Source organism: Campylobacter novaezeelandiae, assembly GCF_018968685.1.
Classification (GTDB): Bacteria; Campylobacterota; Campylobacteria; order Campylobacterales; family Campylobacteraceae; genus Campylobacter_D; species Campylobacter_D novaezeelandiae.
Genome location: NZ_CP076657.1, coordinates 924823 through 945151, shown reverse-complemented (window position 1 = coordinate 945151; position 20329 = coordinate 924823). Strand labels below are relative to the sequence as shown.

The 20329-nt window shown below is 27.7% G+C and carries 20 protein-coding genes, 2 tRNA genes and 1 other RNA gene; 13 read left to right on the top strand and 10 right to left on the bottom strand.

Features of this window, described 5'->3' with window-relative positions; all coding sequences use genetic code 11:
- Positions 1-12: 12 nt before the first annotated feature.
- The 10 genes from CNZW441b_RS04865 to CNZW441b_RS04820 all read left to right on the top strand — a co-directional run bounded on the left by CNZW441b_RS04865 (position 13) and on the right by CNZW441b_RS04820 (position 10042).
- Complete coding sequence (locus tag CNZW441b_RS04865; RefSeq protein ID WP_131165796.1) at positions 13-906, top strand: polyprenyl synthetase family protein; 894 nt, start codon at positions 13-15, stop codon at positions 904-906.
- Positions 906-2219 (top strand): glutamyl-tRNA reductase, encoded by a 1314-nt coding sequence (gene hemA / locus CNZW441b_RS04860; protein ID WP_131186613.1) that lies wholly within the window; start codon positions 906-908, stop codon positions 2217-2219. Before CNZW441b_RS04865 ends, hemA begins: the two co-directional genes overlap by 1 nt.
- Positions 2206-3912: a proline--tRNA ligase gene (locus tag CNZW441b_RS04855; protein WP_131186612.1), complete on the top strand. Its 1707-nt coding sequence runs from the start codon at positions 2206-2208 to the stop codon at positions 3910-3912. The genes hemA and CNZW441b_RS04855 overlap by 14 nt, the downstream gene beginning before the upstream one ends.
- Positions 3909-4301 (top strand): FxsA family protein, encoded by a 393-nt coding sequence (locus tag CNZW441b_RS04850; protein WP_131186611.1) that lies wholly within the window; start codon positions 3909-3911, stop codon positions 4299-4301. Before CNZW441b_RS04855 ends, CNZW441b_RS04850 begins: the two co-directional genes overlap by 4 nt.
- Complete coding sequence (gene hemC / locus CNZW441b_RS04845) at positions 4298-5224, top strand: hydroxymethylbilane synthase (RefSeq protein ID WP_131186610.1); 927 nt, start codon at positions 4298-4300, stop codon at positions 5222-5224. Before CNZW441b_RS04850 ends, hemC begins: the two co-directional genes overlap by 4 nt.
- Positions 5224-7026 carry a menaquinone biosynthesis decarboxylase gene (locus CNZW441b_RS04840; RefSeq protein ID WP_131186609.1) on the top strand — a complete coding sequence of 601 codons (1803 nt, stop codon included), beginning with the start codon at positions 5224-5226 and terminating at the stop codon, positions 7024-7026. The genes hemC and CNZW441b_RS04840 overlap by 1 nt, the downstream gene beginning before the upstream one ends.
- A gap of 119 nt (positions 7027-7145) precedes the next feature.
- Positions 7146-7502 carry a FlaG family protein gene (locus tag CNZW441b_RS04835; protein ID WP_131162863.1) on the top strand — a complete coding sequence of 119 codons (357 nt, stop codon included), beginning with the start codon at positions 7146-7148 and terminating at the stop codon, positions 7500-7502.
- A 1-nt stretch (position 7503) separates the two neighbouring features.
- On the top strand, positions 7504-9444 hold the full coding sequence (gene fliD, locus CNZW441b_RS04830) for a flagellar filament capping protein FliD (protein ID WP_216681266.1): 1941 nt from the start codon (positions 7504-7506) through the stop codon (positions 9442-9444).
- Between the two features lie 9 nt (positions 9445-9453).
- Entirely contained in the window at positions 9454-9837 is a 384-nt protein-coding gene (gene fliS, locus CNZW441b_RS04825) for a flagellar export chaperone FliS (protein ID WP_131165791.1), read from the top strand.
- Complete coding sequence (locus CNZW441b_RS04820; RefSeq protein ID WP_131165790.1) at positions 9821-10042, top strand: hypothetical protein; 222 nt, start codon at positions 9821-9823, stop codon at positions 10040-10042. The genes fliS and CNZW441b_RS04820 overlap by 17 nt, the downstream gene beginning before the upstream one ends.
- Here the strand turns inward: CNZW441b_RS04820 and rnpB are convergent.
- Positions 10030-10357: RNase P RNA component class A (gene rnpB, locus CNZW441b_RS04815), an RNA gene on the bottom strand. The genes CNZW441b_RS04820 and rnpB overlap by 13 nt on opposite strands.
- 104 nt (positions 10358-10461) lie before the next feature.
- Between rnpB and efp the strand changes: the two genes are divergently transcribed.
- Positions 10462-11031, top strand: coding sequence for an elongation factor P (gene efp, locus CNZW441b_RS04810; RefSeq protein ID WP_131162859.1), 570 nt, complete (start codon positions 10462-10464; stop codon positions 11029-11031).
- A gap of 4 nt (positions 11032-11035) precedes the next feature.
- Here the strand turns inward: efp and CNZW441b_RS04805 are convergent, their stop codons facing one another.
- The gene (locus CNZW441b_RS04805; protein WP_131165789.1) at positions 11036-12055 is read right to left on the bottom strand and encodes a bifunctional 3,4-dihydroxy-2-butanone 4-phosphate synthase/GTP cyclohydrolase II; all 1020 of its coding nucleotides are present in this window, start codon (positions 12053-12055) and stop codon (positions 11036-11038) included.
- A gap of 81 nt (positions 12056-12136) precedes the next feature.
- Here CNZW441b_RS04805 and CNZW441b_RS04800 point away from each other — a divergent pair.
- Both CNZW441b_RS04800 and CNZW441b_RS04795 read left to right on the top strand, forming a co-directional pair.
- Positions 12137-12211, top strand: a tRNA-Gln gene (locus CNZW441b_RS04800).
- Positions 12212-12222: 11 nt separating this feature from the next.
- Positions 12223-12298: transfer RNA gene (locus CNZW441b_RS04795), tRNA-Met, on the top strand.
- Between the two features lie 421 nt (positions 12299-12719).
- Here CNZW441b_RS04795 and CNZW441b_RS08135 read toward each other — a convergent pair.
- The 8 genes from CNZW441b_RS08135 to CNZW441b_RS04755 all read right to left on the bottom strand — a co-directional run bounded on the left by CNZW441b_RS08135 (position 12720) and on the right by CNZW441b_RS04755 (position 20223).
- Complete coding sequence (locus CNZW441b_RS08135) at positions 12720-12950, bottom strand: AAC(3) family N-acetyltransferase (protein WP_279586429.1); 231 nt, start codon at positions 12948-12950, stop codon at positions 12720-12722.
- 107 nt (positions 12951-13057) lie between these two features.
- Positions 13058-14482 carry an anaerobic C4-dicarboxylate transporter gene (locus CNZW441b_RS04785; RefSeq protein ID WP_131165788.1) on the bottom strand — a complete coding sequence of 475 codons (1425 nt, stop codon included), beginning with the start codon at positions 14480-14482 and terminating at the stop codon, positions 13058-13060.
- Positions 14483-14724: 242 nt separating this feature from the next.
- Entirely contained in the window at positions 14725-16788 is a 2064-nt protein-coding gene (locus CNZW441b_RS04780) for a flagellar hook-length control protein FliK (RefSeq protein WP_131165787.1), read from the bottom strand.
- Positions 16788-17957: an MFS transporter gene (locus CNZW441b_RS04775; RefSeq protein ID WP_131165786.1), complete on the bottom strand. Its 1170-nt coding sequence runs from the start codon at positions 17955-17957 to the stop codon at positions 16788-16790. The genes CNZW441b_RS04780 and CNZW441b_RS04775 overlap by 1 nt, the downstream gene beginning before the upstream one ends.
- Positions 17935-18435: a hypothetical protein gene (locus CNZW441b_RS04770; RefSeq protein ID WP_131162855.1), complete on the bottom strand. Its 501-nt coding sequence runs from the start codon at positions 18433-18435 to the stop codon at positions 17935-17937. The genes CNZW441b_RS04775 and CNZW441b_RS04770 overlap by 23 nt, the downstream gene beginning before the upstream one ends.
- On the bottom strand, positions 18432-18677 hold the full coding sequence (locus tag CNZW441b_RS04765) for an AtpZ/AtpI family protein (protein ID WP_131162854.1): 246 nt from the start codon (positions 18675-18677) through the stop codon (positions 18432-18434). Before CNZW441b_RS04765 ends, CNZW441b_RS04770 begins: the two co-directional genes overlap by 4 nt.
- Positions 18674-19948, bottom strand: coding sequence for a glutamate-1-semialdehyde 2,1-aminomutase (hemL, locus tag CNZW441b_RS04760; RefSeq protein ID WP_216681265.1), 1275 nt, complete (start codon positions 19946-19948; stop codon positions 18674-18676). The genes CNZW441b_RS04765 and hemL overlap by 4 nt, the downstream gene beginning before the upstream one ends.
- A complete protein-coding gene (locus CNZW441b_RS04755) occupies positions 19948-20223 on the bottom strand; it encodes a hypothetical protein (protein ID WP_234194087.1) in 276 nt (91 codons plus the stop codon). The genes hemL and CNZW441b_RS04755 overlap by 1 nt, the downstream gene beginning before the upstream one ends.
- Between the last annotated feature and the right edge of the window lie 106 nt (positions 20224-20329).

Here is a 20329-nt window from a genome sequence, read left to right as displayed (position 1 = left end):
TAAGGAAGAAAATTGCAAGAAATTGACACTCTTATTCAAAATTATTTAAAAGATCTAGATTATACTCCCGTTTTAAAGATGTTAGATAGTATAAATATAGGTAAAAAACTTCGATCAAAATTGCTTTTAAATATAGCAGGTAAAAGTGATATATCTTTTAAGCTTTGTGCAATTATAGAGCTTATACATTTGGCAAGTCTTTTGCATGATGATATTATTGATGATGCAAAATTAAGAAGAGGAGCACGATCTATCAATGATAAATTTGGGGCTAAAAATGCTTTAATGCTGGGAGATATTTTATATTCCAAAGCTTTTTTTGAGCTCTCTAAAATGGATGCTAATTTTGCACAAATAATTTCTGATGCTGTGGTTAAATTATCTCTTGGCGAATTAATGGATATTAATTTAAGTCAAGAGTTTAATATCGATGAAGATAAATATTTAAAAATGATCTATCATAAAACGGCTGTTTTGATTGAAGCAAGTGCAAAATGCGGTGCTATATTGGCAGGTTTATCTGAGGGTAATTTTGCTAATTATGGTAAAAATTTGGGTTTAGCATTCCAAATTGTTGATGATATTTTAGACATTAAGAGTAATGAGAGTATACTTGGAAAACCTATAATGAGTGATTTTAAAGAAGGCAAGACAACATTACCTTATATTTATCTTTATAAAAAATTAGATAATGCTGATAAAAATATATTGGTTAGTTTTTTTAAAAAAGAACTAGATAAAAATGAAATTTTATGGATTAAAGAACAAATGATTGAAAAACAAATTTTAGAAGAAGTATTTAATAAAGCTAAAACATATGGAAATAATGCATTAATAGCTATTGAGTCTTATAATAATGCTTCCTTAAATGAAATTATTGATAATATGATAAGTAGGGAATTTTGATGCATTATTTTTGTATCAGCTTTACACATAAAAATACTGATATTTCTATAAGAGAGAAATTAAGTTTCAGTAACAATGCTAATAAAAAAGAATTTCTTGATATTATTTGTGCTAATGAAAATATAAAAGAAGGTTTAGTCATTAGCACTTGTAATCGTATTGAAATTTTAACTTTTGTTAAAAATAAAAGCCAGATTGATAAATTTATTATTTCTTCTTTATCTTTATTTTGCAATGTAGATTCTCAAATTCTCTTTGAAAAAGCGGATATTTATGAAGATAGTGATGCGGTTCATCATCTTTTTGCGGTTGCTAGTTCTTTGGATAGTTTGGTCGTTGGAGAGACACAGATTGTAAAACAGCTTAAAGATGCATTTATTTTTGCACTTGAAAATAAATTTTGTTCTATGCATCTTTCTAGAATCATGCATTTTTCTTTTAAATGTGCTGCAAAAGTAAGAAATCAAACTCAAATTTCTAAAAATCCTATTTCAGTAGCATCAGTTTGTGTTGCAAAAGCTAAAGAATTTTTTGATTTAACACAAAAAAAAGCAATAGTAATTGGTGCAGGGGAGATGAGCGAGTTAGCTTCTAGGTATTTAATTTCTGCCGGGGCTAAAGTTATTATTTTAAATAGAGATTTAAAAAAAGCAAAAAAATTATGTGAAAATTTAGGAGAATCAAGTCACTTTGATCATCTAAGTCAATTATCCTCTTACATTAATGATTATGATTTATTTTTTTCTGCTACAAATGCAAGTAATGCAATTATTACAAAGGAATTGCTTAAAGAGGTAGATTTTAAGCGCTATTTTTTTGATATTGCTGTTCCAAGAGATATTGAGCTAGAAGAAAATGATAAAATTAAAGTTTTTTCTGTAGATGATTTAGAAGAGGTTGTTAAAAAGAATTTAATTTTAAGAGAACACGAAGCCCAAATTGCCTATAAAATTGTCAATACAATGACAGATGAATTTTTTAAGTATTTAAATGATCTAGCTATTATGCCAGTTATCAAAGCTATACGATTGGAAGCAAAAGAGTGCGCTACTAAGCAACTTGAGATAGCACTTAATAAAGGTTATCTTAAAAAATCAGATTTTAAAGAAGCTCAAAAGCTTATTCATCAAGTTTTTAAAGCTTTTTTACATACTCCAACTATAAATTTAAAGAAAATGCAAGGTAAAATTCAAAGCGATACTATAGTTAATGCTATGCGCTATGTTTTTGATATAAAAAATGATTTAGAAGATTTAAATTTAAATCAATATAAATGCGAATTTAATGCAAAGGAAGAGGATGAAATTCAGTAAACTTTATGCTCCTACAACAAAAGAGAATCCAAAAGATGCGGTTTTACCTAGCCATATTTTTTTAACACGTGCAGGTTTTATTGAGCAAATTGGAAGTGGACTTTATAATTTTTTGCCTTTAGGAAAAATGGTTTTAGAAAAAATTAAAACAATAGTTAAAGAAGAGATGGATAAAGCAGGAGCGCAAGAATTAAATCTTAGTTTTATTACACCATCAGATTTATGGAAAGAAAGTGGTAGATATAGTGTTTTTGGTAAGGAATTATTAAGATTTAAAGATAGAAAAGAAAATGAGTTTGTTTTAGGACCAACACATGAAGAAGCCATACTTTCTTTAGTTAAAAATAAAATTACAAGCTATAAGCAACTTCCTTTGCATCTTTATCAAATAGGATTAAAATTTAGAGATGAGGCAAGACCTAGATTTGGGCTTTTAAGGTGTCGTGAATTTTTAATGAAAGATGGCTATAGCTTTCATAGCAATGAAGAGGATTTGCAACGAGAATTTGATTTAATGTATAAAACTTATAGTCAAATTTTTACAAGACTTGGTTTTGATTTTCGCGTTGTTAATGCAGATAGTGGAGCTATTGGTGGGAGCGGATCAAAGGAATTTATGGTTTTGACGGATAATGGCGAAGATGATATTTTAACTTGTCAAAATTGTACTTATGCTGCAAACATTGAAGTAGCCAAAAGAGCAAAAAAAGAGTGTAAAGATGAAAGACCAGAAGCTAATTATGCGAGTAGATTTCATACGCCAAATGTTAGAAGTATTGAAGAATTAGCTGATTTTTTTAAAATAAATAAATTTTATACGATTAAAGCAATTGTAAAAAAAGCTATTTATGAAAATGAGAGTAAATTTATTGTGTTTTTTATACGAGGATGTGACGAGCTTCAGGAGGTAAAAGCTTTAAATGCTGCTAATGCTTTAGAGCTTCAAGATGCTAATGAAGAAGAACTTATTAAGATTGGACTTTGTCCAGGATTTATAGGTTTTGTTGGGCTTAAGGATATTGAATTTTATATAGATCAAGAACTTGAAAATGAAAAGCAAATGATTATAGGCGCCAATGAAAAAGACTATCATTTAGTTGGCATTGATGTTGTAAATTTAAATAAAAACCGTTTTAAAGATCTTGTGGCAGTAAAAGAAGGGGATTGTTGTATAGAGTGTGGAGCAAAATTAAAAAAGAGCAAAGGGATTGAAGTAGGACATATTTTTAAGCTAGGACAAAAATACTCTAAAGCCATGAATGCTAATTTTTTAGATGAAAATGGTAAAGCTCAAGCTTTTTACATGGGATGTTATGGTATAGGGGTAAGTCGTTTGGTTGCAGTAGCTATAGAAGCAAGTTATGATGATAAAGGTTGTATTTGGAATAAAATTCTAAGCCCTTTTGATTTAAATATTATTATTTCAAATATGAAAGATGAGAAAATAGTCGCATATGCTAATAATCTTTATGAGAATTTAAAGAAAGAGGGTATTAAAGTATTATTAGATGATAGAAATGAACGTTTTGGAGTTAAAATAAATGATTTTGAACTTATGGGTTTTCCTTATGCTCTAGTTATAGGGAAAAATTTTGAGGAAAATAAACTTGAATTTATACAAAGAAAAGATTTAAAAAAAGAAGTAATTGATACTAATAGAGTTCTAGAATTTATAAAAAAGACGGTATTATGAAATTTAAATTAAGTTTAACTCCTTTGATTTTACTTGAAATATTTTTTACAATTTTATTTATTATTGTTTTTGGACTTGGAAATTTTCTAGCCTTTGTTTTGATGAGTATGGTATGTGGTATTGTAATTTTAGGTATTTTTTGGAGAAATTTACTTGAATTTCATATCGATGGCTTTAAAAATATGTTTATACAATTTTCTTTTGTAATTTCTGGTTTTTTGCTCATTTTTCCAGGGATTTTAAGTAGTATTTTGGGAATTTTAATATTTATTTTTGGCATTTTATTAAAGATAAGCTTTAACACTAGTTCGTTTAAGACCGCTAAAACAAAGCAGAATTCGTATAATGATGATATTATTGATGTTGAAATAATAGAGGATAAAAAATGAAAGAATTAATTATTGCAACAAGAAAAAGTCAATTGGCTCTATGGCAAAGTGAGTGGGTGAAATCATTTTTAGAAAAAGAACATAATATTAAAGTTGTATTAGAGGGTTTTAAAACAAAAGGTGACATTTTGCTTGATTCTCCTTTGGCAAAAATAGGAGGCAAAGGACTTTTTACAAAAGAGCTTGAGCAGAGTATGCTTGAGAAAAAAGCTCATTTAGCGGTTCATAGCCTAAAAGATGTACCAAGTTTTTTTCCAGAAGGTTTAAAGCTTATAGCAATTTCAAAAAGAGAAGAAAGCAATGATGCCATGCTTTCTCAAAAATATCCTACTTTAAAAGATCTGCCTAAAAATGCCAAAATAGGAACAACAAGTTTAAGACGCAAAATGCAACTTCTACTTTTAAGACCTGATTTAAATATTATTTCTTTAAGAGGTAATGTAAATTCTCGTATAGATAAACTAAAAAATGGTGAATTTGATGCAATTGTTTTAGCTTTAGCAGGAATAAAAAGATTAAATTTAGATTCTTTGGTTAATTATGTAAGTGTTTTTTCAAAAGATGAAATGATACCCGCTGCATCACAAGGGGCTTTAGGAATTGAAGCTCTTGATATGCCTGAGATTGTCTCTTTGCTTGAATGTTTAAACGATGAAAATTCGGTTATAGAAACCACTATAGAAAGAGATTTTATAAGAATTTTAGAAGGTGGATGTCAAGTTCCTATTGGTATTAATGCTCAATTGTTTCAAGATAAAATTCACATAAGAGCTATTTTAGGGCTTCCTGATGCAAGTGAATTTCTAAAAGAAGATTTTTTAATCAATAAAAGTGATTTTAAAAGCGCAGGCGAAAAACTAGCCTTAAAATTTATAAGCTTGGGAGCAAAAGATTTATTAAAAAGAGCAGAGGCGATGATATAATGAAAAATTTTATTGAAATTCTAAAACAAAATGATTTGTTAAAAATTATAGAAGAGCCTGTAGATATTGATCTTGAGATAGGATATATCGCTTATATAGAAGCAAAAAAACAAGAAAAAGGCAAAGCTTTATTATTTACCCATCCTATAAGTAAAAAAGAAAATAAAAGCTATGATTTTCCAGTTCTTATGAATACTTTTTGTAATGAAAAAGCTTTAAATTTAATCTTCACACGTCCTTATTTGGAAGTAGCAGATGAAATTTCAAAGCTTTTAAAGCTACATATTCCCACAAATTTAAAATCAAAAATAGATTTTTTTAAAACTTTGCTTTCTTTAAAAAATGTTCCACCTAAAAGATTAAGCGCTAAACATTCTAAATTTTCTTTTAAAACTTTAAATTCTTTGGAGGAGCTTCCTATTTTAAAAACTTGGCAAAAGGATGCTTCTAAATTTATTACTATGGGTCAAGTCTATACTCAAAATATAGATAAAACTCAAAATAATCTTGGAATGTATCGTTTACAAGTAAGCGATAAAAATGAACTTTTGATGCATTGGCAAGTCCACAAAGACGGAGCGCTTTTTTATCATGAGTATAAAAAAGCAGGTTTTAAAAAGATGCCAGTAAGTATTGCTATTGGCGGGGATCCTTTGTATATTTGGTGTGCTCAAGCGCCTTTGCCAAAAGGAATTTTTGAACTTTTGCTTTATGGTTTTATTAAAAAAACTAGAGCTTTGCTAACTCCTTGCGAAAATGGTATTTATGTTCCTTATGATAGTGATTTTGTTATAGAGGGTTATGTGGATTTAGATGAATTTAAACTTGAAGGTCCTTTTGGAGATCATACGGGTTTTTACACTCCACAAGAACTTTTTCCAGTGATGAAAGTTGAAAAAATTTATGCTAAAAAAGATGCTATCTATCAGGCTACTATAGTAGGAAAACCTCCTTTAGAAGATAAGATTATGGGGCTTGGAACAGAAAGGGTATTTTTGCCTTTATTACAAACTAATATTCCTGATTTAATTGATTATAAAATGCCAGAAAATGGAGTATTTCATAATCTTATTTTAGCAAAAATTGATACAAAATATCCTGCCCATGCTAAACAAATTATGCATGCTTTTTGGGGTATGGGACAAATGAGTTTTGTAAAACATGCTATTTTTGTAGATAAGGATGCTCCTGATTTAAATGACTATGATAATTTAATCCCTTATATTTTAGATCGTTTTAATTGCAAAGATTTGCTAATTAGCGAAGGAATTTGTGATCAATTAGATCATTCATCTACTAATGTTTGTTTTGGAGGTAAGGCTGGACTTGATGCTACTGGAGCAAAAATAACGCAAGAGTTAGAACTTCTAGAAGATAAAGATTTAAAAGCTTTATTTCAAACTAAACTTGAAATTATTGATTTAAAGCAATTTTATAAAGAGAGTAAAAATCCTATAGTATGTATTTTACTTGACAAAAAAGAAAGTATAAAACAAAGTTTTGAAAAACTTTTGGATTTTAAACAACATTTTAGTATTTTAATCTTTTTAGATAAAGAAAATCAATTAGAAAATCCCTATATGTTAGTATGGAGAGTTGTTAATAATATTGATGCTAAAAGAGATTTTTATATCATAGAAGAAAGAATTGCTATAGATGCAAGTGCTAAAAATGAGATGGACGGATATGAAAGAGTTTGGCCAGAAGAGACAATTTGTTCTAAAGAGGTTATTGACGATTTAATTTTGCGTAAAATTTTAAAAAATGATATACAGCTTTTTAAAAAATTTGAAATTTTTTAAATTTGAGAATGCTTTTTGCTTACAATTTTTATAAGTTTATAATTTTTTATATAAACTATTAATTTTTTTTATATTTATCCGATATCTAGTAAAACGAAAATTTTAAAAAGGATTTTAAAATGGAAGTGACTAAGCTGGCTAAAATGGATATTTCTAATAATATGAATATTCAAAATAATCATAAAACCAATGAAGAAAATATTCAGAAGGTTCAAGAAAATTCTAAACATTCTAAAGAAATTCAAGAAGGTTTAGGCGAGAAATTATCGGATATTACAAAAAAATTAAACGAACAAATGGATTCGTTAAATACAAATATAAGATTTGCCTTTAATGATAAAATAGGTTCTATGTATATCAGTGTTACTGAAAAAAATACAGGAAGAGAAATCCGTCAAATTCCTAGTGAAGAAGCTATGAGATTGGCTGAATATTTTAGAGATGCATTAGGGTTAATTTATAATAAGGAGAGTTAAAATGGCATTTGGAAGTCTATCTAGTTTAGGTTTTGGTTCTGGAGTTTTAACACAAGATGTCATTGATAAATTAAAAAAAGCAGATGAAGCAAGTCGTATAAATCCATATACAAAAAAAATTGAAGAAAATAACACTAAACAAAAAGATTTAACTGAAATTAAAACAAAACTTCTAAGTTTTCAAACAGCGGTTTCAGCTTTGGGTGATGCGACTGTTTTTGCAAAAAGAAAAGTAAATGCAAGCGTAACAACCAATCCACCAGCCAGTTTAACAGCTGATAGCGGTGTGGCTTTGCAAAGCATGAAAGTAAATGTAACTCAACTTGCTCAAAAAGATGTTTATCAAAGTAAAGGTCTTGCTAATGATGGTGGTTATATTGATGCAAATTTAGAAGGAACAGCTTCTTTTACTCTTTTTCAAAATGGAAAAGAATATACTATTAGCTATGATAAAAATACGACCTATAAAGATTTAGCTGATAAAATCAATCAAGCAACAGATGGAAATATACAAGCTAAAATAGTAAATACTGGAGAAAAAGATGCCCCTTATCGTCTAACCCTTTCAAGCAAGGAAACAGGTGAAGATAATGCTATAAGTTTCTTTGATGGATCTAAGGCAGAGGATGGAACTTATAAAACTGATGCGAATGCTTCAAAACTTTTTTCAAATCTTGGTTGGGAACTTCATAAGCCTATGGGTGGCGCTGGTGATATTCCTATTGATTCAAAAGATTTTAAAGGTTATGGTATAGAAGATGATCCTGATAATCCTTTACATATCCAAAAAGCTCAAAATGCTGAATTTACTTTAGATGGTATCAAAATGATCCGTCAAAACAATACAGTAACAGATTTAGGAGTTGGTATAACTTTGACTTTAAATTCAACTGGAGAGATTAATTTTGATATCCAACAAGACAATGAATCTGTTGTAAAAGCTATGAATGATCTTGTAGATAGCTATAATGATTTAATAGTGAATTTACAAGCAGCTACAGATTATAATAGTGAAACAGGAACAAAAGGAACCTTACAAGGTATTACAGAAGTAAATAGTATAAGATCAACTATTATTTCCACTCTTTTTGGATCTCAATCTGTTGATGGATTTATTGAAGATGCAAATGGCAATAAAATTCCTTCTAAGGTAATGATTTCTTTACAAGATTATGGACTAAGTTTAAGTGATTCTGGAACTTTAAGTTTTTCTCAATCAACTTTTGAAGAAAAGATGAACGAAGATCCAAGTTTTGTCGAAAGTTTTTTTGCTGGTATTACTCAATATAAAGATATTGGCTATACAGGTGATTTAGTAGAGACTAATGATACTGCTACTTTAGCAGAAGGAGAAAAAGAGATTAAATTTGAAAAAGGTAAATTTACTATAGTTTTTAATGATCAAACTTATGATTTATCAAAAACTAGAGATGGTAAAGAATTTGTTCTTAAGGGCGAAACCAAAGAAGAACAAATGAAAAATTTGGTTGAACATATCAATAGCTTAAATATAGATGGATTAAATGTTAGACTTGAAAATGTAGAAAAAGATGGAAAAAAAGGTGTTATTATAAAATTTAATAGTGATAATGGCTCTGATTTAACCATCAAAGGAGATGATGAATTTCTTAAGCAGTTTGGTTTAAAAAATACTACTGTAATTTCAGAACCTATCGAAGGACTTGGGGTTTTTGCTCAACTTAAAAGCAAGCTTCAAGGTATGACAGGAAGCAATGGTTCTTTAACAAAACTTGATGAAAGCTTAACTAATGATACAAAATCATTAACAAAATCTAAAGAATCAACTCAGGCCTTGATTGATTCAAAATATGAAACAATGCAAAATCAATTTTTGCAATATGAAAGTATTTTAAATAAATTAAATACACAGCTTAATACCATAACAAATATGATTAATGCTATGAATAATCAAAACAGTTAAGGAATAAAGATGCAAAATAATTTAGCTTATAATGCTTATTCTCAAAATCAAGTGGGGATAGAATCCCCACAAAAGCTTATTGAAATGCTTTATGAGGGGATTTTACGTTTTTGTGCAAGAATTAAATTTGCTATTAAAAATGAAGATATAGAGCAAAGAGTTTATTATGTAAAAAGAGCTACTGCAATTTTTATAGAACTTATTGACAATCTTGACTATGAAAAGGGTGGAGATGTGGCTCATTATTTAAGCGGTCTTTACACAAGAGAGATTCAACTGCTATCTTTGGCAAATTTAGAAAATAATGAAGCAAGAGTTGATGAAGTGATTAATGTTGTAAAAGGTCTTTTAGAAGCTTGGAGAGATGTTCATAGCAATGAAAACTTGGCTTGATAAATTTAAACTTGCTTTAATTGAGGAAAATGTTAACATTTTAGAAGAACTTATTAGTAATTTTCCAAATGATATAGAAAAAGAAAAACTAAGCGAAGCTAAAGCTTTGATTGAAGAAGCAATAAAACTTATTTCCGATAAAAAAGATGCAGTTGCTATGGAAATACATAAATTTAAAAGAGCTTTAGAATACACTAAAGCATAGCTATAAGCCGAGTTCTGTTTTAAATGCTCATTTATCTAGTTTTGTTTTTACAAACAAAATCAAGCGAAGGGTTCAATTAAAGACTTAAACCATCCCTTCTTGCTGCGAATTGGGTTTACAAAGCCGAAATTATTACTAAAATCGCTGGTAAGCTCTTACCTCACCTTTTCACCTTTTCCACTTTTTGTGGTAGTTTGTTTTCTGTTGCACTGTCCCTTAGGTCACCCTAGCCATCCGTTAGATGGAATTCTTGTCTTTTGCAGCTCGGACTTTCCTCTTCATTTGAGATAATGAAGCGAGCATTCGCTATGCTTTATATAATTTTAGCCAAAATTTCTTGTTTTGAAAATAAATTTTTTATAAGTATATAAAATAAAATTTGGTAAAATGAAGTTTATTTTTCATATAAGGAAATGATTATGGCATCTTATTCGATGGGTGATTTAAAAAAAGGTTTAAAAATTGAAATTGATGGTATTCCTTTTAAAATAGTAGAATATCAACACGTAAAACCAGGAAAAGGTCCTGCTTTTGTACGTATTAAGATAAAATCTTTTATTGATGGAAAGGTTCTTGAAAAGACTTTTCATGCAGGCGATAAGTGTGAAGCGCCAAATTTAGAAAATAAAAAAATGCAGTATCTTTATGATGATGGTGAAAATTGTCAGTTTATGGATACTGAAACTTATGAGCAAGTAGCTATTACAGAAGATGATGTAGGTGAGGCTAAAAAATGGCTTTTAGATGGTATGATGGTAGAAGTTTTATTTCATAATGGTAAAGCAATCGGTGTTGAGGTTCCTCAGGTTGTAGAACTTAAAATCATAGAAACAGCGCCAAATTTTAAAGGTGATACTCAAGGATCCAATAAAAAACCAGCTACTTTAGAAACTGGAGCTGTTGTACAAATCCCTTTTCATGTTTTAGAAGGTGAAGTAATTAGAGTGGATACTACAAGAGGTGAATACATAGAAAAAGCAAGCAAATAGCATTTTATGCTATTTTGCAAGTTTTAATATTAAGTCCAAAACCTTTAAGTCCTATAAAATCTTTATCATGATTTTGTGATATTAAATTTATTTCTTCTACCCCAAAATATCTAAGAATTTGTGCCCCAATTCCATAGTTTTTTACTTGAATTGCTTGTGTTTTTTCTCCTTGCATAAAAACAATAAGACCGCCATTTTTATATAAAAATTCTATTTGTTTTAGCAGTGTAGAAAATTTATCAGAAGTAAGAAGCTCAAAATCACTTCCGCTTGAATGAAATTTTACATTTTCAATTTTTTTCGGTTCTTTAAAAGAAAAAACAATATGTCTAATTCCGTTATGATCTTTAAATTCGTATTTTTGCGCTGCAAAACCAGCAAGAGAGCTAGAGCTTTGATTAATTAACTCAATTAAACTTTCATTTTTTAAACGATATTCTATTAAATCAGAAACTGTGATCATATTTAAATTATGTTTTTGGCAGAATTCTTCTAAATCAGCACGTCTTGCCATATCTCCATTATCTTTGACAATTTCACAAATTACGCAAGCTTCTTTAAGTCCTGCTAAACGACATAAATCAACGCTACCTTCGGTATGTCCAGTGCGTTCTAATACTCCGCCTTTTTTAGCTATTAAAGGATTTATATGTCCTGGACGAACGAAGCTTTGTGCTGTTGCATTTTCATCTGTTAAAAGTTTTATAGTCATATTTCTTTCATAAGCGCTGACCCCAGTTGTCGCTTCTTTTGCGTCAATGGTTATAGTGAAAGCTGTTTCGTGATTGGAAGTATTATTTGGAACCATCAAAGGAAGTTCAAATTTTTTAGCCAATTTTTCACTTAAAGCAACGCATACAACCCCCCTTGCTTCTTTTATAGTAAAATTTACTTTTTCTTTTGAACTAAACTCAGCTGGAAAAATAATATCTCCCTCATTCTCCCTGTCTTCTGCATCTACCATTACGAGCATTTTTCCTGCTTTTAAATCTTCAATGGCTTGCTCTATACTTATAAATTTCATTTAAATCCTTAAGTTTTTTAAAAATTATAGCTTTATTTGCTTGACAAATCAATTAAATTTAATTATAATTTTGGTTTTTATTGGGGTATCGCCAAGCGGTAAGGCAACAGGTTTTGGTCCTGTCATTCAGGGGTTCGAATCCCTTTACCCCATCCATTTCTTAATATCGCGAAGTAGAGCAGTGGTTAGCTCGTCGGGCTCATAACCCGAAGGTCGGGAGTTCAAATCTCCCCTTCGCAACCAAATGTATTGTTTTTTTACTTCTTTTTATTTATAAAATAGGATTTTGCTAAAGATTTAATTATTTTAGATTATTTTTAATTTATTATACTTATATTTTTTTATCGACTTTATTATTGACCTAAAGAAATAAAAGTGTTAAATAATATCAAAATAAAAGCTTTAAAATTCAAATAAAATATATATTTTCTAAAATTTACTTTTAAATTTATCTTTTTGTGAATTAATAAATTTTTTAAACAAGATTATGATTTTTATTTGAATTAGAATTTAATTTTCTAAAAGACAATAAGGATCATCTAGTAATTTTTTTAAAGTATTTGTTAGATAAGATTTAGAATTTATATTTACGATATGAGAATTTCCAAATTTTTCTTTTTTAAAATTATTAGAATTTTTTAATATTGCTATTTGTTTATAAACATCAAGAGGTAAAAGTAGGCATTATAAGAGTTCTACTTTCTCCTAAAACTTCTAAAAAAGACTCTATATAAATACTAAGATATTCTTTTTTAGGAAGTAGAGGAAAACCAAAATTAAAAAGTTCAGTATGCACACAAAGTATATCACCCTTTTTAATACCTAGCTTTTCTAAGGTAATAATTAAATCTTTTTTAGTATAGTCTTTATCTTTGGCTTTTAAGAAAGGATTCATTTTATCTCTTTTACTATTTAAACGTATTTATTATATAAGATTTTAATAAATATAATATTTAGATAAATGAATAATGATTGATTTAATTATATAATTAAATCAAAATATTAAATATATCCAGCACTTAAGGCAATTAAATATCCAGCTACACAAGAACTAAATACACCTAAAAGTCCAGGTATGATAAAACTATGATTGATTACAAATTTTCCTATATGAGTTGTTCCTGATCTATCAAATTGTATTGTTGCTAAATCGCTTGGATAAGTAGGTAAAATGTAATACCCATAACAAGCTGCTGCAAAAGCTATAATAATTCCAGGTTCTACGCCAATATTTAAAGCTAATGGGACAAAAGCTGAAATAGCTGCGGCTTGAGAATTAACAAATTTTGAAATCAATAAAAGCATAATTGCATAAGTATAAGGATAATCTTTAACTATATTTCCAAGCATTTCTTTCATCATTGGAGTGTGAATAGCAAACATAGTATCAGCCATCCAAGATATCCCAAAAACTGCTACCATAGCAATCATTCCGGATTTAAAAATTTCATTTGAAGCAATTTTTTTAGCCTCTGTTTTAGTAAAAATAATTATCAAAGATCCCGCTAAAAGCATAAACATTTGTATAACAGATACCATAGATAAAATATCTATTTTTGGATTTCCTAAGCTATCAAATTGAGGAATATTATTTTTTATAATTTGTCCCCAATTTGGACGTAAAAAATCAAAAATTCCAAGCAAAGCAACACAGATAATAGCACCTAAGAAAATCCACATTGCTAGCCAATTATCTTTTGAAAGCTTTTCGTTTAATAAAGTTTTAGTATTTCCATAAACATAGTTTTTAAATTCTTCATTTTTGAGTTTATTTTGAAATTTCTCATCTTTATCTAAATCCTTACCCCTAAACCATGAAAAAATTCCTATGCATAAAACTCCAAAAAGTGTGCTAGGTATTGTAATTTGCAATAAATTTATATAACCATCAAATCCTGCTAGTTTATGGTTAGAATTTAGCAAAAGTGCTGTAAGTGAGACAACAGCAACAGAAACTGGACTTGCTATAATCCCCATTTGAGAAGAGATCGAAGCTGCAGCCATTGGGCGTTCTGGGCGAATGTTATTTTTAATGGCTATATCATAAATGATTGGCATTATAGTATAAACAACATGACCCGTTCCACAAAGTATAGTTAAAAAACAAGTTATAAAAGGTGCGAGTATGGTTAGAAATTTCGGGTTGCGTCTTAAAATACGTTCTGCAATTTGAAGCATCACATCAAGTCCGCCACTAGCTTGTAGAGTAGCACTTGCAACAACTACTGCTAAAATTGTTAGCATTACATCAATAGCTGGTTTTCCTGGTTTTATATGAAAAACAAAGACAAGTATTAAAATTCCTATTCCTCCAAGCAATCCAAGTGCTATACCTCCTTTTTTTGCTCCATAAAAAAGACAAATAAGAACGATAATGATTTGGATTGCAAATTGAGTGCCTTCATTGAGATTGATTAAGAGCTCCATTTTGCCACCTTTATTTTATTAATATTAATAAAATATTATATTAATAAAAATTAAATATATCTTATTTAAGAAAAAATATTTTTAAAATTACTTGGTGTGATTATTTTTGTTATCTTGATTTTTGAAATATTTTAAAAAATGATTTTTATCAAAGAGATTATGTGTAATGGATAATTTTTTATTATAAGAAGTAAGAAGATGGTATTTAAATTTTTAAGATAATTTTTATTTGAAAATTTAAATCAAACTTTTTTATCCATTCCCATATTTAAATCGAAATTTTTTGTATGTATATCAAATTTTGATTTAATAATATCACCAACAAAGAAATTTGCACTTAAAAGACCTGCTTTGTTGATATTTTTTTTAAGTTTGTGTGCATTTTCATAAATATTTTTTCTAAATTCTTGATTTTCTGCCATTATATTTATATCTATATATTTTTGGTTATTTAAAGCAATTAAAATTTCTAAATTTCCAAGTTTTGAAAATTCAAGTTTAATTTGAGCAAAAAATTTATCTTTTTTTCCTCTTTTGAAAATGATTTTAGAATCATTTAAATCATCCCAAGAAAAAGGTATATGAGTGTTAATAGAATTATTAGCCAAGGACATTAATTGATTGATTTCAATTTGTGCAATCAGTCTATTTGCTTGATTAAAAATAGCTTCATTGTCTGTTGCTTTGGCCAAATTTGAAACTTGAAGTAAGGTAGATTTTATATCATTTTGTATATCGTGATTTATGTCATTTTGGGTTCTTGGTTTAATATTTTGTATATCTTTCATAGAAAGATTAATTTTGTGATCAATATTTTTTAATTCCACTAAAATATTCTTGGCATTTTTAGAATTTGGATCAAGTTGTTTTAAACTTTCTTCAATTTTTTTAGAAAATGATGATAAAGCTTTACTTAAATCTTCCGCTTCATTTAGTATCTCTCCATTATTTAAAAAAATTAAATTTTTAATATTTTGCTCATTTAAATTTTCGTTTTTTATTAGATTATTGAATATATTTTGATTTAAATTTTCATTTTTATGAGTATTATTTTCTGTATTCAAATCAATTTTTTGGGAATTTTTTATTTCTTTTTGTGTTAATTTATTTTCATTATTTTTATCAAATTTTATTTCTTTTTTGTCGTTTTCTTTGTCTTTTGTTTGAGGTGTTTTTGACTCTTCTTTTGTGTTTTCTTGTTTTTTTTCATCTTTTTGATTTATATCTTCTTTTTTTACATTTTCTTGATTTTTTATTGTTTCATCTTTTAATTCTTTTGTTTCTAGTTTAATATCTTTAGTACGGGTTTGATTTTCCTTTTTTTCTGTTGAAGTTGTAATTTGAGTATTTTTTTCGTTGTCTGTTTTGTGATAAGCTTTTTCAATAATGTTTTTTAAAGTGCGTTCGAGTTTGTCTAAACTTTGCATAGTTTGTTTAAGAATTTGTGGATTTTTGATTGCTATATTTTGAGGTTTACTAAGATCTTTTATAAAATCTTTTTTCAATGTATTGATTTCATTTAGAATTTTATTTGCTATTGTGATAATTTTTTTCTGGGATAATTCAGGATTTTTGTTAATATAATTTTTAAAATTTGTAATTTTTTTACCTAGATTTATCAAAGCATTAAAAGGACTGTTTTGTATAATTTGTTTATTTTCTCTGATATTTTTTTCTATAATATTTTTAAGTTTTTCTAAGCTTTGTTTTGGATTTAAATTTAAAGAGTCTAGTTCTAAAATTTCATTGATAATATTTTCATTGCTTAAAGATTTGATTCCATTGATAAGACTATAAAAACTTTTAGGTAAAAGTTCTTTATTAAGAGAATCTTTTAATTTAGCTTCAAAAAATATTCCAGAATTTTTAAATAATAAGGCTATATCATTGTTTTTAATTTCTGTTACTGGTTTTAATAAATTTTCTAATTTATTTAATACTTGTGAAAATTGATTATTTTTTGAAAGTTCTTGTATCAAGCTTTTTAATTCGTTTGCAAAATTTGGAGCAAGATTTAATTTATTGGCTTGTTTTAGGACAGGAGAATTCGGATTTTTTTGAGCATTAATTTGATCAAGAAGTTTATTGATTAATTCTTTAAATTTTAAATCAGTTTTACTTTGTATGAGTTTTTGTATATCTTCTTGAGAATCTATAGGTTTATCTAAATTTTGTTTTAAAGTTTTATTTAAAAGATTTTTAGGATCTAATTTATCTTTTAATACATCATCTTTAGAATTTGACTCAGGTTTAATTTCATTTTTGAGTTTTGTTCCTATTTGATTTGTGAGAGCCGTATTAATCATTATCTTATCTTTAAGATTTTTATTTTTTTAGAAATGAAATTTGGCTTATTAATAGCAAAAATAAATAAAAAAGCAAATAAAAATGCATAAAAATAAATAAAACCATAAAAAGTAAAATATTGCATTAAAATACCCAAAATTAAAGGAGAGATTAAGGATCCTAAAGAATAACAAAACAATACTCCGCGTCCAAGTTCTACTATACTATCTTTCGATGTTAGGGCATCATTAGCACGAGCTAGCGCTAAAGCATAAAGACAAAAAGTCCCAAAACCTAAAAAGAAAGCTAGAAAATATTGAAAATAAATATTTGGCTTAAACAATAAAAAGCATAACATAGTTAAAAAGCCTATGAGAACACAGATAATAATAGCAAATTTTCTTCCTAATTTATCGGAGATAAAACCCATAATTGCTTGAGCTAAAAATCCCCCTAAAGTTGCACAAGCTATGAAATAAGAAACAAATTTTGTATCATAGCCTTGTAAAATAATAAATAAAGAAGACATGGAAAAAAATCCTCCAATAAGCAATCCCCCAACAAGACTCGTCGCAATAGCTAATGGAGCAATGTTAAAAATTTTAGGTATAGAAATAGGATGAGGTTTTGGTATCGCTGGTTCTTTGATTTTGATTAAATTTAAAGGCAAGGAGGAAAATAAAATCAAACTAGCACTTATAATAAAAATTGTATATTGACTTAAATTTAAAGCCAAAATTAAAGTACCTAAAGCATAAGAGAAATAAAAAATTATCTCATAAAAGCCTAAAATTCTAGATCTTGTAGCATTTTTAGATTTTTCATTGAGCCAAGATTCTATGACCATAAGTAAACCATAATAACAAATTCCAATTAAAAATCTTAAAAAAGCCCAAAAAAATAGATTGTTGCTTAAAGCATGTAAAATAGCAGAAATTCCAAAAATAGATACAAAAAGTCCAAAAGATCTAATATGTCCTATTTTAGATATGATTTTATGAATTCCTATTGTTGCGCATAATGCTCCTATGAAAAAACAAGAACTAATAATCCCTATTACCAAAGAGCTTGAGTTATTTTCTTTTAAAATTACTCCTATTGAGCTCATCATCAAGGCATTTCCAGCAAATAAAAAAGCCATAGAGGCAAATAATGCCATTAAAGATCTAATTATTCTTGTTAAACTCATATTTCACACACAAGGCAAATATTATAATACAAAGTAATAAGGCTGAAATTCCACCCAAATAAGCAAAAGCAGAAAATATGCCTTTGCGGTTTAAAAATAAAAATCCAGCAACTAAAATTCCATAGGCTAGTAATTTAAATAAAGTAAAAAATAAAGTAAAATTTTTTATTTTATCTTTAAAATTCAGGTCTAAATCGTCATTTGCTTTTTTAAATTTTATAATTTTTTGATCTTTTTTATAATTTTTAATAAAAATATTTGGCATTTGGTAAAATTGATATTTATTAGTATTTTTTATAATATTTTTTTGATAATTAAAATACGAGATAATGATAATTAATAAACTACTAAAAAATGCAATTTCAAAACTTATAATATTTTTTTGATTTAAAGAATGGATAAAAAATAAAAACCCATAAAAAAATATATGGGCAATAATAAATAATAAAAATAATTTTTTTTTATCTTTTGTTTTCATTTTTTATTTTGAAATTCTTCATAGCTTTTAACTTGTGCTTTATAGGCTTTATATACATTTAAAATAGCCGCTGCTATCCCCCAAAAAACTCCAAGCCAAAAAAGAAAAGTAAGTCCTGTAATTTTTTTTAAAAAATAACCCAAAGCTACACCAATAATAATAGCAACAATAATAGAAATTCCAAGGCTTAGGCCATTGGCAGCTTCTATGCTTTTTTGAATAATCTTTTTTCTTTTGTTCATAATTTTTTAAAACTTTCTTTTGCTGCTTCTAAAGTAAGATCGATAGTTTTTTGAGTCATTTTTGAACAAATAAAACCCGTTTCAAAAGAAGAAGGAGCTAAATAAATTTTATTTTTAATCATATTTTGATGGAATTTAGCAAAAAGTTTTAAATCAGATTTTAAAGCATCTTGATAATTTTTTACTTCATTTTCGTTAAAGAAATATCCAAACATTGATCCAACATAAGAAGTTTGTAGTGCTATACCTTTTTCTTTGGCAAGTTGTTTAAGCCCTAAAGTTAGTTTTTTGGCAAGTTTTTCAAGTTTGGTGTAGAGATTTTTAGTATTTTTTGCTTTGCTAATACTTGCAATCCCTGCTGCCATAGCTAAAGGATTTCCGCTTAGAGTTCCTGCTTGATAAACTCCACCTAGTGGACTTAAATAGTCCATAATTTCAGCTTTTGCTGCAAAAGCTGCTGCTGGCATTCCTCCACCTATAACCTTACCAAAAGTTACAATATCAGCTTCTATTTTATTGATTGCATATGAACCTAAAAAAGAAGCTCTAAACCCACTCATTACTTCATCAAAAATAAGCAAAGTTTCATTATCTTTACAAATTTTAGCCAGTTCTTTTAAGAAATTAATTTCCCCTTTTACTAAACCCATATTTCCAGCTATAGGTTCTATAATAACACAGGCTATATCTTTATGTTTATGAAAAAGCTCTTTAACACTTTCTATATCATTATAAGTTGCTACTAAAGTTTGCTTTGCAACATCTTTTAAAACGCCTAAAGAACTAGGAGAATTAAATGTAGCAGCTCCACTTCCAGCACTTACTAATAAAGAATCAGAATGTCCGTGATAACAACCTTCAAATTTAAGAATTTTATCTTTTTTTGTATATCCTCTAGCAAGTCTTATGGCACTCATTGTTGCCTCTGTGCCACTATTTACAAAACGAATTTTATCAAGATGAGGAAAAGATTCTAAAATGAGTTTTGCAAGTTCAGTTTCAAGTAGAGTAGGGGCACCAAAACTTGATCCCTTTTTTAAAGCTTTAATACAAGCATTTTGTATATCTTTATCACAGTGTCCAAAAAGCAAAGGTCCCCAGCTTTGAACATAATCAATATAAGCTTCATTGTTAATATCATAAATATAAGCACCTTTGCCATGATCTATAAATAAAGGATTGCTCTGAACATTTAAAAAGGCACGAACAGGAGAATTAACTCCACCAGCTATAAATTTAGATGATTCTTCAAAAGCTTGTTTGTTTGTCATTATTTTTCCTTGTGATTGATGTAATTATATAAAGTTATTATTTCATCTTCGGTAAGAGAATAACTTGGCATAATAGATCTTGAATCTTTTTCTTGAGTAAGAGCTAGTTTAAATTTTTCAAAACTTAAATTTTGAATACTTGGAATTTTATAAGGTATTTTTGTATCTTTTTTGATGATATATCCTAAAATTTGCTCTCCACCATCTTTTCCATGACATTCTTTGCAGCTAATTCCTCTAGGATTTTCATATAGCATTTTGGCATATTCTTTCATAGTGATAAAATCTTCTGCAAAAAGTTTTGAAAAAATCAATAATACTATAAAAATAAGTCTCAAATTTTACCTTGTTAATAAATTCTTAATATGATACAATTTTTAT